The organism is Ramlibacter sp. 2FC, assembly GCF_005503345.1.
Taxonomy (GTDB): domain Bacteria; phylum Pseudomonadota; class Gammaproteobacteria; order Burkholderiales; family Burkholderiaceae_C; genus SCMQ01.
Window position 1 is genome coordinate 75,820 of the sequence record NZ_SCMM01000002.1, and the last position, 15,340, is coordinate 91,159.

General features: G+C 60.4%; 18 protein-coding genes. 10 read left to right on the plus strand and 8 right to left on the minus strand.

Annotated elements, in window-relative coordinates:
- The first annotated feature begins 3 nt into the window (after positions 1–3).
- The 9 genes from FFS10_RS01510 (at position 4) to FFS10_RS01550 (ending at position 9,264) form a co-directional block, all read left to right on the plus strand.
- Complete coding sequence (locus FFS10_RS01510) at positions 4–1,362, plus strand: UDP-glucose dehydrogenase family protein (protein WP_137890757.1); 1,359 nt, start codon at positions 4–6, stop codon at positions 1,360–1,362.
- A gap of 19 nt (positions 1,363–1,381) precedes the next feature.
- Positions 1,382–2,317 carry a UDP-glucuronic acid decarboxylase family protein gene (locus FFS10_RS01515; protein WP_137890759.1) on the plus strand — a complete coding sequence of 312 codons (936 nt, stop codon included), beginning with the start codon at positions 1,382–1,384 and terminating at the stop codon, positions 2,315–2,317.
- A 2-nt stretch (positions 2,318–2,319) separates the two neighbouring features.
- Positions 2,320–3,282, plus strand: coding sequence for a glycosyltransferase (locus FFS10_RS01520; RefSeq protein ID WP_212744068.1), 963 nt, complete (start codon positions 2,320–2,322; stop codon positions 3,280–3,282).
- On the plus strand, positions 3,257–3,667 hold the full coding sequence (locus FFS10_RS01525) for a GtrA family protein (RefSeq protein WP_212744069.1): 411 nt from the start codon (positions 3,257–3,259) through the stop codon (positions 3,665–3,667). Before FFS10_RS01520 ends, FFS10_RS01525 begins: the two co-directional genes overlap by 26 nt.
- Positions 3,664–4,260: a hypothetical protein gene (locus FFS10_RS01530; RefSeq protein WP_137890761.1), complete on the plus strand. Its 597-nt coding sequence runs from the start codon at positions 3,664–3,666 to the stop codon at positions 4,258–4,260. The genes FFS10_RS01525 and FFS10_RS01530 overlap by 4 nt, the downstream gene beginning before the upstream one ends.
- 83 nt (positions 4,261–4,343) lie before the next feature.
- Positions 4,344–6,434, plus strand: coding sequence for a hypothetical protein (locus FFS10_RS01535; RefSeq protein WP_137890763.1), 2,091 nt, complete (start codon positions 4,344–4,346; stop codon positions 6,432–6,434).
- 50 nt (positions 6,435–6,484) lie between these two features.
- Positions 6,485–7,564 carry a GDP-mannose 4,6-dehydratase gene (gene gmd, locus FFS10_RS01540; RefSeq protein ID WP_137890765.1) on the plus strand — a complete coding sequence of 360 codons (1,080 nt, stop codon included), beginning with the start codon at positions 6,485–6,487 and terminating at the stop codon, positions 7,562–7,564.
- Positions 7,561–8,433 (plus strand): GDP-mannose 4,6-dehydratase, encoded by an 873-nt coding sequence (locus FFS10_RS01545; protein WP_137890767.1) that lies wholly within the window; start codon positions 7,561–7,563, stop codon positions 8,431–8,433. The genes gmd and FFS10_RS01545 overlap by 4 nt, the downstream gene beginning before the upstream one ends.
- A gap of 36 nt (positions 8,434–8,469) precedes the next feature.
- Positions 8,470–9,264, plus strand: coding sequence for an aldose epimerase family protein (locus FFS10_RS01550; RefSeq protein WP_249931126.1), 795 nt, complete (start codon positions 8,470–8,472; stop codon positions 9,262–9,264).
- A 48-nt stretch (positions 9,265–9,312) separates the two neighbouring features.
- On the opposite strand, the gene FFS10_RS01555 is transcribed toward FFS10_RS01550, so the two are convergent.
- Entirely contained in the window at positions 9,313–10,080 is a 768-nt protein-coding gene (locus FFS10_RS01555; RefSeq protein ID WP_137890769.1) for a glycosyltransferase, read from the minus strand.
- Positions 10,081–10,086: 6 nt separating this feature from the next.
- Here FFS10_RS01555 and FFS10_RS01560 point away from each other — a divergent pair, with 6 nt between their 5' ends.
- Positions 10,087–10,518, plus strand: a complete 432-nt coding sequence (locus FFS10_RS01560) for a glycosyltransferase family 4 protein (RefSeq protein ID WP_212744070.1) — start codon at positions 10,087–10,089, stop codon at positions 10,516–10,518.
- A 58-nt stretch (positions 10,519–10,576) separates the two neighbouring features.
- Here FFS10_RS01560 and FFS10_RS01565 read toward each other — a convergent pair whose 3' ends face one another.
- The 7 genes from FFS10_RS01565 to FFS10_RS01595 form a co-directional block, all read right to left on the minus strand.
- Entirely contained in the window at positions 10,577–10,888 is a 312-nt protein-coding gene (locus FFS10_RS01565; RefSeq protein ID WP_349654570.1) for a HigA family addiction module antitoxin, read from the minus strand.
- Positions 10,885–11,163, minus strand: coding sequence for a type II toxin-antitoxin system RelE/ParE family toxin (locus FFS10_RS01570; RefSeq protein WP_137890773.1), 279 nt, complete (start codon positions 11,161–11,163; stop codon positions 10,885–10,887). The genes FFS10_RS01565 and FFS10_RS01570 overlap by 4 nt, the downstream gene beginning before the upstream one ends.
- A gap of 120 nt (positions 11,164–11,283) precedes the next feature.
- Complete coding sequence (locus FFS10_RS01575; protein WP_137890775.1) at positions 11,284–12,429, minus strand: glycosyltransferase; 1,146 nt, start codon at positions 12,427–12,429, stop codon at positions 11,284–11,286.
- Between the two features lie 8 nt (positions 12,430–12,437).
- Positions 12,438–13,883, minus strand: a complete 1,446-nt coding sequence (locus FFS10_RS01580) for a phosphomannomutase (protein ID WP_249931127.1) — start codon at positions 13,881–13,883, stop codon at positions 12,438–12,440.
- A gap of 111 nt (positions 13,884–13,994) precedes the next feature.
- Positions 13,995–14,543: a dTDP-4-dehydrorhamnose 3,5-epimerase gene (rfbC, locus tag FFS10_RS01585; RefSeq protein ID WP_137890779.1), complete on the minus strand. Its 549-nt coding sequence runs from the start codon at positions 14,541–14,543 to the stop codon at positions 13,995–13,997.
- Positions 14,540–15,034, minus strand: a complete 495-nt coding sequence (locus FFS10_RS01590; protein WP_137890781.1) for a hypothetical protein — start codon at positions 15,032–15,034, stop codon at positions 14,540–14,542. Before FFS10_RS01590 ends, rfbC begins: the two co-directional genes overlap by 4 nt.
- A complete protein-coding gene (locus tag FFS10_RS01595) occupies positions 15,031–15,336 on the minus strand; it encodes a nucleotidyltransferase domain-containing protein (RefSeq protein WP_137890783.1) in 306 nt (101 codons plus the stop codon). The genes FFS10_RS01590 and FFS10_RS01595 overlap by 4 nt, the downstream gene beginning before the upstream one ends.
- Between the last annotated feature and the right edge of the window lie 4 nt (positions 15,337–15,340).

Here is a 15,340-nt window from a genome sequence, read left to right on the forward strand (position 1 = left end):
AAAATGAACGTAATCGTTGTAGGCACCGGATATGTTGGACTAGTAACCGGTGCATGTTTGGCCTCTAAAGGCAACCGAGTAATTTGCGTCGACAAGGATCAGATAAAACTTGACAAGCTAAAGGATGGGGTCCTTCCAATCTATGAGCCTGGTTTGGACGTAGTGGTCCATGACGCAGTCGCGGCCGGACACCTTTCCTTCGCTAATCGGTTGAGTCAGGCACTCACCGACTTGCCACCACCTGCCCATGACGATCAACGCACGTTAATTTTCATTGCCGTTGGGACACCGCAGGGTGAAGACGGCTCAGCCGACCTGAAGTACGTGCAGGCCGTGGCACGAGAGATCGGGCAAGAGCTCAAGCAGCCAGCGATTGTCATCAACAAATCGACCGTTCCCGTGGGTACCGCCGATGTGGTGAAAGGCGAAATCGCGTGGCAGCTGTTCCAGCGCAAAACATTCATTGATTTCGAGGTTGCAAGCAACCCAGAGTTCTTGAAGGAAGGCGCTGCCTTGGACGACTTCTTCAACCCCGACCGCATTGTCGTTGGAACCGAAAGCCCCGCAGCCCGGACACAACTCTCGGCCCTATACGAGCCCTTTGTATCGCGCCCCGAACAATTGATGATTGTCGGCGTCAAAGAAGCAGAGCTGATCAAGTACGCATCGAACGCCATGCTGGCCACGCGCATCTCGTTCATGAACGAGATTGCCAATGTGTGTGATCGCTTTGGCATTGATGTGGAACAGGTGCGCGGTGGCGTGGGGGCGGACTCACGAATTGGCCCAGCGTTCCTCAAGCCCGGCTGTGGTTATGGCGGATCATGCTTTCCCAAGGACGTGCAGGCGCTAGTCCGCATTGCGCAGAGTGTGGGGGTAGAGCCGTTCGTGCTGAACGCCGTAGAAGCGCGCAACAAAAAACAGAAGCAGCATATGTTCCAAAACATCGCGGTGCGCTTGGGCAACAACTTGCACGGACGGCAGTTTGCAGTGTGGGGGCTGGCCTTCAAACCAGAGACCGATGACATGCGCGAGGCCTCATCTATTGAGTTGATTCGTGCACTTGTCGGTGCCGGCGCCAAAGTCGTCGCGCACGACCCGGTGGCTGGCGAGATGGCTGGCACCGTGTTCGCCGACCTGATTCACGATGGGCAATTACGCATTGCCAACGACGCCATGGATGCGCTCGAGGGCGCTGACGCGCTAGCACTGGTGACGGAATGGGGCGAATACAAAGCGGCTGACTTTGCCGCCGTCAAGGCTTCGCTCAAACAACCACTGGTATTTGACGGCCGGAATCATCTGCCCATGACCGACCTCAAGGCGCTCGGCTTCGAGTATGTCGGCGTGGGTCGCCGCTGAACAGTCACGGGGCATGATCATGAAAAGAATTCTGGTGACTGGCGGTGCGGGTTTTCTCGGCTCGCACCTGTGCGAGAAGCTTCTGAGCCAGGGCCACGCCGCGCTGTGCTTGGACAACTTCTTCACCGGCCGTGAAGAAAACATCGCACACCTGCGCTCCCATCCGGCCTTCACCGTCATCCGGCACGACGTGACGCAGCCGCTCACGGGCGTGGAAGTCGACGAGATCTACAACCTGGCATGCCCAGCCTCGCCCCCTCACTACCAGCACGACCCCATCCACACGATGAAGACGTCGGTATTGGGCGCGCTGAACCTGCTGGAGATGGCCAAGGCGCAAGGGGCCAAGATTTTCCAGGCATCCACCTCCGAGGTGTATGGCGACCCGTCGGTGCACCCCCAGCCCGAGAGCTACTGGGGCCACGTCAATCCGATCGGCATCCGCAGCTGCTACGACGAAGGCAAGCGTGCTGCTGAAACCTTGTTTTTTGATTACCACCGGCAACATGGCGTGCGCATCAAGGTCGTGCGCATCTTCAACACCTACGGCCCCCGAATGGATCCGAACGACGGGCGAGTCGTGAGCAACTTCATCGTGCAGGCCTTGCGCGGGCAAGATCTGACCATCTACGGCGACGGCTCTCAAACGCGCAGCTTTTGCTATGTGGACGACCTGATCGAGGGCTTCATACGGCTCATGAACTCGGACGATGCCGTCACGGGCCCCATCAACCTGGGCAACCCGGGCGAGTTCACCATGCTGGAGCTCGCCGAGAAGGTGCGGGCCCTCACGAGCACCGGGAGCAAGCTCACCTTCAAGCCTCTGCCGCAGGACGACCCCAAGCAGCGACGGCCAGACATTACGCAGGCGGGCCAGATACTGGGCTGGCAACCTGCCGTACCCCTAGAGGCAGGACTTCGCCATACGATCGAATACTTCCGGAGGCATGCCTGACCATGAACGACATGCTCACTCCCTCGCTCGTCGTAGTGACCCCGGTATATGAAGATGTGGAAGCCTCCAGCCGGCTTTTCAAAGAGCTGAACAAGGCACTTGGGCCAGACGTGTACATCGTGGCCGTGGATGATGGCTCTGTACGGCAGCCGGTTGACTTGGCCAGTCTGCATGCTGCTGGCCTGCACGGTGTGGTCATCAGGCTGAAGCGAAACGTAGGGCATCAGCGTGCCATCGCGATAGGCCTGAACTACGTGGCGGACCACCTGCCTGATGCCGCCCGTGTCGTCGTCATGGACTCTGACGGTGAAGACCTTCCAGAAACCATCAAGGAACTGATCGCTCCACTGAAGCAGCCTGACATTGACGTCGTAGTCGCACAGCGTAAAAGCCGTGTGGAAACCCTTCGTTTTCGCGCGTTCTACGTGGTGTACAAGTGGCTGTTCAAGCTCCTGACCGGTCGAAAAATCAGCTTTGGCAACTTCATGGCGTTAAAGCCAGCCGCCGTGAAGCGGCTAGCCGCCATGCAGGAACTCTGGATCCACGTGGCGGGATGCGCCCTGACATCCAAGCTGCGCATGGCCACATGCCCGCTGGACCGTGGCCCGCGGTATGCAGGGCAAAGCAAGATGAACTTTGTCGGCCTGGCCCTGCACGGCTTCAAGGGTCTGATGGTGTTTGCCGAGGACGTGTTGGTGCGCGTCGGCATTGCCTGCGCCATAGTGGCCATGCTGTCCGTGGCGGGCAGCGTGGCCGCCGTCGGCCTCAAACTGCTGGGCTTTGCCACACCTGGCTGGTTCTCCGTTGCTCTGGGAATTTTGCTGCTGGTGTTCTTGCAAACAGGCGCTCTGACGCTGATGACGCTGATGCTGACCGGAGTGGTACGTGGCGGCGCTGTCACCACCGTGGCCTACCGCGACTTTGTGGACACCGTGCTGCATGCGCGCCCAGTTGTTTCGGCTTGAGGCCATGCGGCACCTGCAGGTGGTGCGCTATGCCATCAATGGGCTGGTTGCCACGGCGGTGCATTTTGGCGTGCTGCAGGTCAACCTGAAGCTGCTGAGCGTGCCGTCGGCCGGCGTCGCAAACTTCATCGCAGCTTTTTTCGGGATAACTACCTCATTCGTTGGAAGCCGTTACTACGTCTTTCAGAGTCATCAGCAACCGCTCCTCGGCCAAGCCACGAAGTTTGGCGTGCTCTATGCCGCCGTGGCTTGCCTGCATGGGTTGGTGCTGTACGGTTGGACCGACCTACAAGGCTGGGACTACCGGTTCGGCTTTTTGTTGGCCACTGTTTTGCAGGTGGTTCTGAGCTATTGGGGCAACAAGCTGCTCGTTTTCAAGAAATGAAAAAAATCTACATGGCCGTGCTGGCCACCGCCTTGTTTGTGGTCTTTCTGTTGGGCACGTACTGGGTACACGTGGCTTATTTCAGAGTGGATGTGGTGCTGTATAGTGCCATTGCCGACGGTGTGCTAGCGACCGCCTTTGCCGCAGCTCTGCTATTCGCCTGGCGCCGCTTCAACATCTTCAACGGTTTTGAAAAACTGCAACTGGCTTCCATTTGGCTGCTAGGCGGCTATATTTTCGCCATCTCCATCCCCACGGTGATTGATCGCTCGTTATCTTTTTACATTCTTGAGAAAATCCAGCAGCGCGGAGGCGGCATCAAGCTGGCCAGCTTTGAGGAAGTTTTTACCAAGGAGTATGTCAAGGAACATCGGCTGGTTGATGTACGGCTAACCGAACAACAGCAATCTGGCACGATCAAGATTGAAAACGGCTGTGTCAAGCTGACACCACGGGGCGACAGGCTGGCTGAGTTCAGCCGCCTCTTCCGGCAAAACCTGTTACCTAAGCAACGACTATTGATGGGCAGTTATTCAGATGATCTGACTAATCCGTTCCGGATTAGCGAAAAGGCCTCTAATTATGAATGTTGATAGCACTGATATCTCAGTGACGCCGGGCCGAGCCATTGCGTGTTTTTTGACAGCTGAATGAAACTAGGTAAGCCTAAAAAAACATGATAAACTATTCTTTCACTCCTCCTGAAATGAAGTCTGTAGGGCATAAGCGCAGTGCTTTGATCCTCTGCAGGTTGCACTGGCCGGCGTTGTTGTTCCTTGCGCTGGGTTTTTGGGGCTACGGCCTTCGCGCGGTGGATTATTTTGCTGCTGTACCGGGTGATTTGGGCGACGCGCGCTTTAACAGTGTGATTCTGGAACACCTCTTCCAACGGGTCACTGGTAGTGGAATTCGCCTGTGGAGCCCCGCGTTTTTCTATCCTTTCGAGGGCGTCCTGGCTTTTAGCGATAACCATTTTGGTTCAGCCTTGCCCTATGTCTTGTTGCGCAGCATCGGGGCCGGGCGCGAAGTGGCTTTCGACGGCTGGTTCCTTACAGGTATCACGCTGAACTTCGTCTGCACTTACGCAGTTATCAGGCGGCTTGGCTTGAGCAGTTTCGCGGCTGCGGCAGGTGCTTTCGCATTCGCTTTTGCTTTGCCGATTCTGGTACAGGAAGTGCACGCACAGTTAACGTATCGTTTTGCTATCCCACTTGCTTATTTGGCCTTTTTTGAAGCGATTTTGACGAAGCGGCTGTATCCACTATGGCGAGTGGGCTTTTGGTCTGCTGTGCAATTTTTCTGCTCTATCTATCTGGGAATTTTTCTAGTTTATCTGCTAATCGGGAGCTTTTGCGGGGTGATGTTTTGGAATCGCGGAAGCAGCATGTTTCGCGATTTTCAAAATTCCATTGTGAGTGAGGTACCCCATAGAAAATTTTTGTTCATCGGAGTTCTTGCGATCTCAGGTGCTACTGTGGCATGGTTGCTCTATAGCTATCATCTGATCAGTTCGACTTACGGCGGATTTAAGCGCTCTCCAGACGAAATTGTTTCAATGTTGCCCAGGCTCTCCAGTTATTTGCTTGCTGATGGTTCTGGACTTACGTCTTGGATTGGTCATTTCATTGACGGAATTCCAATGCGACATGAGCATCAGATGTTTTTTGGGATTGGCATATGGGCACTGGCGCTATATGGAACTTTCACCGCTTGGCGGGGCAAGCTCCACCAAGATATCGGAAGACTTGCGACTTTCGCGGTTGTAATGCTGTTCTTGTTGACTCTGAGTTTGGGTGGCATATCCCTTTATCGACTACTTTCTTATGTCCCTGGGCTTAATGCAGTTCGCGCAGTTACCCGAATCGGGTTGGTCATGATTATGCCAATCGCAGTTTTGGTGGCGATAGGATCTCAGCATATTTTGAATCAAGTCAATGCCTTCAACAATGTTAGAAAAATCGCGGTCTACCTGATTCTTCTAGTCTTGTTGGGTGCGGAAGTCGTGGCATACCGACCATACAACACCCCGATCGCAACCTGGGCGGCACAACAAGCCGTTCTCAGAGAGAAATTACCGTCTCAATTGGCTACTGATGCAATCTTATACATAACAGGTAAAACCTCGGTTCCAGGATTTGTCACTGAGCTTGACGGAGTGATATTGGCTCAGGATCTTGGTTACCCAACACTCAACGGATACTCGGGCAATACCCCACCCAATTACCTTGAGCCCCAACCTTGCATTTCTTACCGTAACCGCATTAATTCCTACGCTACCTATAAGGGGGTATCATTAGACGCCGCTAATGCACTTGCAGCACGGGTAGTGGTAATTGCCCTAGAGGCTTGCGACCCGGTAATTGCCGCGCTCTCATCACAGGCCAAGCAAATCAGCCTTGCGTTGGAGAATGTGTCCCTTGATAATCATGAGCTTAAAGCAAACTTGCTCATCCACAATAATTCGGAAGAAGATTTTAATACGTTGCGCAGCAGTGGGCCGCCGTTGAGGGCGTCGTGGCGTTTCATGGAAGAAACGCTGGCGGGTCAAGACTTGAGTTCCAAGTGGGATCCCCGGAAAGACTTGGCGCGGACTATTGCCCCTGGGGGTAGTGCATCAATCGACTTGGCGGTGCCGCTGCCTCAAATGCCTGGAAAATATCTGTTCCAGGTTTCGCTGGTACAGGATGGTGTGGCCTGGTTTCACGACATGGGCATGAAAGTCCTTAGCGTCCCTGTCACTGTCGAGGCAATGAGATCACGTTCATAGTTCGCTTTGGACTGAGAGTTTTGGTTTAAATAATATTGACTAGTATCTAAATGACTAAAAAAACTGCAATCATCACCGGCATCACCGGTCAAGACGGCGCCTACCTCGCTGAGCTTCTGCTTGACAAGGGCTACACGGTCTACGGCACCTACCGCCGCACCAGCTCCGTCAACTTCTGGCGCATCGAAGAGCTCGGCGTCCAGAATCACCCCAACCTCCACTTGGTGGAGTACGACCTGACGGATTTGGGCGCCAGCATTGCCTTGGTACAGAAGGTGCAGCCCGCCGAAATCTACAACCTGGCCGCCCAGAGCTTCGTGGGCGTGAGCTTCGAGCAGCCCAGCACCACGGCGCAGATCACCGGCATCGGCGCACTGAACCTGCTGGAAGCCATTCGCCTGGTCAACCCCAAGATCCGCTTCTACCAGGCCAGCACCTCCGAGATGTTCGGCAAGGTGCAGGCGATCCCACAGGTGGAGGACACGCCCTTCTACCCCCGCAGCCCCTATGGCGTGGCCAAGCTTTATGCACACTGGATGACTGTGAACTACCGCGAGAGCTACGACATCTTCGGCAGCAGCGGCATCCTGTTCAACCACGAGAGCCCGCTGCGCGGCCGCGAGTTCGTCACGCGCAAGATCACGGACTCGGTCGCCAAGATCAAGCAGGGCAAGCTCGATGTGCTGGAGCTTGGCAACCTGGACGCCAAGCGCGATTGGGGCTTTGCCAAGGAGTACGTGGAAGGCATGTGGCGCATGCTGCAAGCTGATGAGCCCGACACCTTCGTGTTGGCGACCAACCGCACCGAGACCGTGCGCGACTTCGTGCGTATGGCGTTCAAGGGCGCGGGCATCACGGTGGACTTCAAGGGCTCGGCCGAGAACGAGACCGCGGTCGTGGCAGCCCTCACCCCAGCCCTCTCCCAGGGGGAGAGGGAGTTGAAGGTGGGGCAAACGGTCATGCGCGTCAACGCCAAGTTCTACCGCCCTGCAGAGGTCGAACTGCTGATCGGTAACCCCGCCAAGGCCAAGGCCAAACTGGGCTGGGAGCCCACCACCACGCTTGAGCAGCTGTGCCAAATGATGGTGGAAGCCGACCTGCGCCGCAACGAAAAAGGTTTCTCGTTTTGAAGATCCTGCTCACGGGTGCCAGCGGTTTCACCGGCCGGCACTTTGCCGCGCAGGCCATTACCGCTGGCCATGAGGTGGTGCCGCTGACGACGGACCTGACTGGCCGCGACGCGCTGCGCGCCGAGGTGCTGGCCTGCGCACCCGATGCCGTGGTGCACCTGGCCGCCATCAGCTTCGTTGGCCACGCGGACGACAACGCCTTCTATGCGGTCAACGTCATCGGCACGATGAACCTGCTGGCGGCGGTCGCCGAGCCGCAGAAAAATCCTCAGCGTGTACTGCTGGCCAGCAGCGCCAACATCTACGGCAACTGCGAACAATCGCCGATCTCCGAAGAGCAGCCGCCTGCGCCGGTGAACCACTACGCGATGAGCAAGCTGGCCATGGAGCACATGGCGCGCACCTATGCGGACCGCCTGCCGCTGCTCATCACCCGGCCCTTCAACTACACCGGGCCGGGCCAGGCGGTGAACTTCGTGATCCCCAAGCTGGTGGACCATTTCGCGCGCCGCGCGCCGGCCATCGCACTGGGCAATCTGCACGTGGAGCGCGAGTTCAACGACGTGCAGATGGTCTGCGACGCCTACCTGCGCCTGCTGCAGCACGGCGAGCCGGGCCAGACCTATAACGTATGCTCGGGCCGGCCCTACACGCTGCAGCATGTGATCGACACGCTGGCACAGTTGACCGGACACAACATCCGTGTTGAAGTGAACCCCGCGTTCGTGCGCGCCAACGAAGTACACCGCCTTTGTGGCAGCCCGGCCAAGCTGCAGGCGCTACTGACGGCCCATGGTGCCACGCTGGACCATCCGCCGCTGGAAGACAGCTTGCGGCACATGCTGGCCGCAGCGGGTTCAGGCACCTGAACCGTGATGCGGACGGCTCACGCAACGGCCACGCCCATGCTGGTTCACGCCCGGCTGGGCGCCCAGGTCTTGCAAGCGCAAACGCATTTTGGGGGCAGCATTTTCTACCGAAGTCCCCTCTCCCTGGGCGATGCGGCGCCCGCGCGCGGTGGCGTGCCGGTGCTGTTTCCACAGTTTGCCGAGCTGGGCCCCCTCCCCAAACATGGTTTTGCCCGTACAAGCCAATGGGAGTTGACGCAAGAAAGTCGCTCTGGCGCCAAACATAACATTCAGTACACCCTGGACCTCCGGCCTGACCAGCAAGCCAGCTGGCCGCACGGCGCACGGTTGGAAATGCATGCCCAGCTGGCACCCAACGTGTTATGTCTGCGCCTGATGGTCACCAACATCGGGGACACCCTTTTTTCATGGACCGGGGGGCTGCACCCTTACTTCGCAGTCGAGGACTTGGAAGCCTGTTCCGTGGCAGGCCTTTCCGGTCTTCGCGTCAAGGACAGATATGACGCCAGCGTGGTCCTGGAACCTGAAGAACCGGTGCGTTGGGGCAGACAGCCGCTCGAACGGCTTTACGACGCAGCCCCTGCACTGACACTGCGCACGGGTCGTCAGCAACTGGAGTTGTCGACCACCGGATTCGATCAGTGGATGGTGTGGAACCCCGGAGAGGCTGGCGGCAATGCCTTGGCCGATTTGCCTGATGGCGACTGGCGACGCTTTGTTTGCATCGAACCTGTTCGCGTTGACCGCCCCGTAGAACTAGCGCCAGGAGCCACATTCACTGGATCGCTGCAGGTAAGAACGATTCCAGCTGAAGACGCGAGACTTACCTGAACTACAAGGGCGCACTTCATGATCCGGGCTGCTTTGACGCAGGCGGAATCAGACAAGATCGGGCGCATCACACAGTTGCCGATAAAGATTTACGTGCAGCGTCGTCATCGCGGACAGGGAGTAAACACCGTGTGCACGGCCGAACGCCTGCTGCCCCATACGGGTGCGAAGTGTGTCATTGTCGATTAACTGCATCAATGTCCGGCCGAGCGCCAGCGCATCGCCCACCGGCACAGCCAAGCCGGTCTCGCCATGCACGTTGACGACGTTGACCCCATTGTTGAGTTGCGTGCAGACCACCGGCTTGCCGCAGGCCATGGCCTCCAGTTGCACCAGGCCAAAGGCCTCCATCTCGCTGACCGAGGGCAGGCAGAACAGATCGCAGGCTTGGAAATAGGCCGCCAGGTCTGGCTCGGGAATGCGGCCGATGAAGAGGATGCGGTCCGCCACGCCCTGGGCCTGGGCCTGCTGCCGCAGCTGCTGGGTCAGAGGCCCGCTGCCGCCGAGCATCAGCACCGCATCGACCTGGCGCATGGCGTCGATCAGCACGTCGAAGCCCTTGTAGGACACATGGCGCCCGAGCGCAAAGACCAGTTTGCGCTGGCCGGTACGCGCGCGCAATTCATCGGCCAGCGCCGCCGTGTGCTCGGTCAGCTGCAAGGCGCTGAAGTCCATGCCATAGGGGATGACGTGGCGCCGCTGCGGGGGAATGTCCACCGGGATCTGCGTCGAGGTGCCGAAGTGCGCGGCCGTGGCCGCCACCAGCGCATCGGCCCGGCGCAGCTCGCGCTGCCAACGGAGTTGCGCCGCCAGCATCCGCTGGTGATCGTTGGTCAGAATGGCTGGCGAACCGAAGAGCTGCTGCCAGAGCTTGCTGCCGTGGAAGCTTCAGGCACAAGGCGCTGGCTGAAATACGTGCCACGCGCTGACATTTTTGCGATCCTGCAATCTGCCCAGGGCCTGGTGTTTCCCTCCCTGTATGAAGGATTCGGCCTGCCCGTGCTGGAAGGTTTCGCGTCACGCATCCCGGTCATCACGTCCAACACCACATCGCTGCCGGAAGTCGCGGGCGATGCGGCCACGCTGGTGGACCCGGAATCGGTCGAGCAGATCGCATGGGCAATGCGCCAATGCGCCGAAGATCAAGCGGGGCGCGAAGCACGCATACAGAAGGGGCTGGACCAGGCCCGACGCTTCACCTGGCAGGCTACGGCCAGCCGTACGCTAGCGGCCTACCATGCCGCACTCGGCTGAACGCCCGGCCAGCAAACTCGAGTACCGGCAGGTACTCAGCAAGTCCTGATTGGGTGGCCTACGCCGTAGCGGAAGTCGCAGCCTGAAGTCTTTGCACCTTTGGTTGCTTGTGCTGCATGGCCAGCCACAAGTCGTAATTGGCCTGGAGGTTGATCCAGAACCGGGCCGTGCTTGCGCCGGCCGTCTCCAGACGAATCGCCAGATCAGGGCTGATGCCGGCGTGGCCGTTGAGCACGCGCGACAGCGCTGGGCGAGACATGCTCAGCTTTTCGGCCGCGTCGCTGACCGTCAAGCCCAACGGCTCGAACACCATTTCCTTGAGGAGCTCGCCGGGGTGGGGATGCTGATGAATCATGGTGTCCTGTTTCAATGGTAGTCCTGGTAATCGACCAGTTCGACGTCGGCACCGACAAAGCGGAAAGTCACTCGCCAATTGCCGTTCACCGTTACCGACCAAGTGCCTTTCCGATCGCCCTTGAGCGGGTGCAGACGCAAGCCTGGCAAATCCATGTCGGCCGATTGCGTAGCGGCATCAAGGGCTGCCAGGATGAGGGCAAGCCTCTTGGCGTGGCTCGCCTGAATGCCACGGACCGACCCCGTCCCATAGAACTGTTCGAGCCCCTTGTGGCGAAAGCTGACGATCATGCGCAATTGTAATCCGTGACGGCACGGAGCACAACCATCAAGCCAGGCTATCCAAGTCGAACGCCATCGTCCGGCACAAGCTGCTCACCCCAACAGGGCGAGGCACCAGGAAGCCAATTGTCAAGCGGCGCGCTTCTGCACCAGCAGGTCCTGATACAGCCGGCCGTGGGCCGCCGTCATGGCCTGCTGGGAATACAGGCCGAACGCCCGGGCACGTCCCTTGGCACCCAGGCGCTCGCGCAGGCCCGCGTCCTGCAGCAAATGCTGCAAGGCCTGCGCCAGCGCCAGCGCATCGCCCACCGGCACGGCCAGCCCGGTCTCGCCATGCACGTTGACCACGTTGACCCCGTTGCCCAACTGCGTGCACACCACCGGCTTGCCACAGGCCATGGCCTCCAATTGCACCAGGCCAAAAGCCTCCATCTCGCTGACCGAGGGCAGGCAGAACAGATCGCAGGCGTGGAAATAGGCCGCCAGGTCTGGCTCGGGAATGCGGCCGATGAAGAGGATGCGGTCCGCCACGCCCTGGGCCTGGGCCTGCTGCTGCAGCTCCTGGGTCAGCGGCCCGCTGCCGCCGAGCATCAGCACCGCATCGACCTGGCGCATGGCGTCGATCAGCACGTCGAAGCCCTTGTAGGACACATGGCGCCCGAGCGCAAAGACCAGCTTGCGCTGGCCGGCTCGCGCGCGCAATTCATCGGCCAGCGCCGCCGTGTGCTCGGTCAGTTGCAAGGCGCTGAAATCCATGCCATAGGGGATGACGTGGCGCCGCTGCGGGGGAATGTCCACCGGGATTTGCGTCGAAGTGTCGAAGTGCGCGGCCGTGGCGGCCACCAGCGCATCGGCCCGGCGCAGCTCGCGCTGCAGCGAAGGCTTGTACAGAGCGAGCAGGCGCTTCTGGCGCACGATGTCGTGGTGCCAGGTGATCACCCGCTTGACTTGGGCGGGCAGAAGCAGGGACGCCAGGTGCGTGAGCGGGTCCTGGAAATGCAGGTGAAAGATGTCGAACGGCTTTTCGCGGTGCAACTGCAAGGCCTTCATGACCAGCGCAGGGGACATGGCCGTCCTGAACGCCATGCCGAACGAGGGCGCCTGCACGAGGCGGTAGCCGTCCAGCAACTCGTCGCTGCCCTGCAAGCCGGCTGCGGCCACCAGGTTGACCACCTCCGCGCCCTGCGCGGCCAGCCCCTTGCAAAGCGAGGCCACATGACGCTCCACGCCACCATGGTTCTCGTTCCAGAAGCGGCCGAATTGAAGAACGCGCATGCGGTGTTTCAACGTCCAGGCTGCTCGTGGGATTCTTCACGGCTTAGCGAAAGAACGCTTTGCAGGGCGCCATCGCACAGCGCCCGCGCGCGCGCCTCCGAATCCGCCTCGGCGTAGCAGCGCAGTTCTGGTGCGTTGCCAGACGGGCGCAGGTGGACGATGTCGCCATTGGCAAAGGTCAGGCGCAAGCCGTCGATCGTGTTCGCCGCCACCACGGGGCCGGCATCCGAAGCCAGCAACTCAGCGGCATGGCCCATGTCGCCGCCCAATCGCGCAATGAGCTCGCGGCTGGTCTCGGTCGCGAAGTCTTGCAGGCGGTCGCTGGCGGTGTAGCGCCTGGGCAGGTGCGCGCTCAGCTCGGACAGCCGGCAGCCCTTCTCGCGCGCCATGCACAGCAGCGCCAGCATGGGCAGCACCGCGTCGCGGGTGGGCAGGGCCTTCAGATGCCCGCCGCTTCGGACGACCTCGCTGCCCAGGAGGAAGCCGCCATTCGCCTCGTAGCCCACCACCACCGGCGGCTCCTCCTTGCGAGAGGGGGCCTGCATTGAGGCGACATCCTCCATGCCCGCAATCACGTGCGGCGAACCGATCCGCGTGCGGATCACCCGCGCGAAGATTGCGGACTGCTCCACGGCCGTGTTGCTGCTCACCGGCGTGACCACGACATCGGCCCCCAGGTACTGCGCGCAGAGGATGCCGACCACGTCGCCGCGCAGCCAGTTGCCCTGCTCGTCGCCGATCAATGGGCGGTCCGCGTCCCCGTCGGTCGACAGGATGGCGTCGAAGCCATGCGCCTGGGCCCATTGGCGCGCCTGGGCAATGTCTTCCTGGCGCACGGCCTCGGTGTCGATCGGCACGAAGGTGTCGGTGCGGCCCAGCGACAAGACCTGGGCGCCCAGCGCCTCCAGAATCGAGCGCAGCACGTCGCGCGCCGCGCTGGAGTGTTCGTAGACCGCCACGCGCAGGCCCTGCAGGGCTTGCGCGCCGAAGAAGTCGACGTAGCGGCGCAGATAAACCTGCTGCGCCTGCACCTCGACAGGCGGCAGTGGGGACAGAAGTTCGTCGACCTGGGGTAGGGCCACGGTTGCCGACAGCATGGCCTGTTCATCCGCCTTGCTGATTTCCCCTTCGGCCCGATAGAACTTGATGCCGTTGCGGTCGAACGGAATATGGCTGCCGGTGATGATGATCGAGGGGGCATGCAAGGTCGCCGCGTAGTGCGCCACGGCAGGCGTGGGCAATGCGCCCACGAATGCCACTTCCAAGCCGGCATTCGCCGCCGCCTGGGCGCACGCAGCCGCCATCGCCGGGCTGCTGGGGCGCAGGTCGTGGCCAATCACCAGGTTTTTTGCCTCGGGACACACCGCGCGCAAGAACGCCTGCGCATAGGCGCTGCACACGTCCGGCGTCATGCGAGTCACCAGGCCGCGCGCGCCGCTGGTGCCAAAAGCCACGCCGCTTTGCTTGGTCACGGCGTCAAGAGTGGTATGTGTCATGGGGCTCCCCTTGAATCAATGTTCTTGTCTGCGCGGCGTTTCGCTCGCGCAGCGATGTCTAGCCCGCGCTCACGCAAACAGTGCGGCCTGCGACAGAGCAACCCCGGCCTGGTCCTTGGCCGAGAGCTGCGGCATGGCACCTTGCAGCGGCCAGGCGATGGCGATGTCCGGGTCGTTCCAGGCGATGCAGCGCTCGTGCGCCGGCGCGTAGTAGTCGGTGGTTTTGTAGAGAAAATCGGCAGACTCGCTGGTCACCAGGAAGCCATGCGCGAAGCCGGCCGGCACCCAGAGTTGGCGGTGGTTGTCCTCGCTCAGCTCCACCCCCACCCATTGGCCAAACGTGGGTGAACTCTTGCGGATGTCCACCGCCACGTCGAACACGGCGCCGCGCACCACGCGCACCAGCTTGCCCTGGGGCTGCTGCAACTGGTAGTGCAGGCCGCGCAGCACGCCCTTGGCGCTGCGGCTGTGGTTGTCCTGCACGAAGGTCTCATGAAGGCCAGTGGCTTCGTTGAAGGCCCTCTGGTTGAAGCTCTCGAAGAAGAAGCCGCGCGCGTCGCCGAACACCTTGGGCTCGATGATCAGCACGTCGGGGATGGCGGTGGGGATGACTTTCATGAGCGATGTGCCATGGTGCGCTGCTGCGCCGCCGCCGCCAGCTGCGCATGGGCCAGCTCCAGCACGGGCACCTGCGCCACCAGCCGCCGCAGATTGGCGCGCACCAGTTCCGGCTGGGAGGGGTATTCATGCGCAGTCTGGTTGCGCATCTCCCTGAGCAGTTGCCATTGCTCGGCGCTGGGGAGCATGCCCAGCTTTTCCGCCCGGTTGAGCTTGTCGAGAAAAGGCTCGTCGTCGCGCCACTCCTGCGTAAGCTGCAAGAGCGCCGGCAACAAGCGGGTGCCCATGGCGTCTTGCAGTCGACCAAAGCGAAAGACCAGTTGGTCCAGCGTGCGGACCTGATCGTCGCCCAAGGGGGCGGCCGCGGCGTCTTCCTTCAATGCGGCAAACCCGCTGGCTTCCAGCCAGGCCTGGTGCAGGCGCTGGCGGTGCATGGCGCATTCTTCCAGCGCAGGCTGGAGCTTGAAAACGATGATTTCCTGCGGACTCACAATGGCACTCCGGTCGCTTCGGCCATGCGCTGGATGGGCTGGATGGGCTGGCCAGGCAGAGGCGCAAAGACCAAGTCGATACGTTGATCGCCCAGCCGCTGCTTGGCCTTGACGATAAAGCGGAGCTTGGCGTCCAGCTGCGCTTCCAGAGGAAGGGCGATGCCGGTCACGTAGAGGTCGATGTCTCCGCCACGCCGCTGCTCGTCCACACGCGAACCGAACAGGCGAATTTGCGCCTGGCTGCCAAACACTTCGGCCGCCGCCTGTTTGAGGCTCTCGATCTGCTGAGGCGTCAGTCGCATGGGG

Coding starts and splice junctions, on each gene's coding strand:
- rfbC (WP_137890779.1), bottom strand. CDS start 14,543: ATGAAAGTCATCCCCACCGCCATCCCCGACGTGCTGATCATCGAGCCC.
- FFS10_RS01525 (WP_212744069.1), top strand. CDS start 3,257: ATGCGCGCCCAGTTGTTTCGGCTTGAGGCCATGCGGCACCTGCAGGTG.
- FFS10_RS01570 (WP_137890773.1), bottom strand. CDS start 11,163: ATGATCGTCAGCTTTCGCCACAAGGGGCTCGAACAGTTCTATGGGACG.
- FFS10_RS01575 (WP_137890775.1), bottom strand. CDS start 12,429: ATGCGCGTTCTTCAATTCGGCCGCTTCTGGAACGAGAACCATGGTGGC.
- gmd (WP_137890765.1), top strand. CDS start 6,485: ATGACTAAAAAAACTGCAATCATCACCGGCATCACCGGTCAAGACGGC.
- FFS10_RS01530 (WP_137890761.1), top strand. CDS start 3,664: ATGAAAAAAATCTACATGGCCGTGCTGGCCACCGCCTTGTTTGTGGTC.
- FFS10_RS01515 (WP_137890759.1), top strand. CDS start 1,382: ATGAAAAGAATTCTGGTGACTGGCGGTGCGGGTTTTCTCGGCTCGCAC.
- FFS10_RS01555 (WP_137890769.1), bottom strand. CDS start 10,080: ATGCTGGCGGCGCAACTCCGTTGGCAGCGCGAGCTGCGCCGGGCCGAT.
- FFS10_RS01520 (WP_212744068.1), top strand. CDS start 2,320: ATGAACGACATGCTCACTCCCTCGCTCGTCGTAGTGACCCCGGTATAT.
- FFS10_RS01550 (WP_249931126.1), top strand. CDS start 8,470: ATGCTGGTTCACGCCCGGCTGGGCGCCCAGGTCTTGCAAGCGCAAACG.
- FFS10_RS01510 (WP_137890757.1), top strand. CDS start 4: ATGAACGTAATCGTTGTAGGCACCGGATATGTTGGACTAGTAACCGGT.
- FFS10_RS01535 (WP_137890763.1), top strand. CDS start 4,344: ATGATAAACTATTCTTTCACTCCTCCTGAAATGAAGTCTGTAGGGCAT.
- FFS10_RS01595 (WP_137890783.1), bottom strand. CDS start 15,336: ATGCGACTGACGCCTCAGCAGATCGAGAGCCTCAAACAGGCGGCGGCC.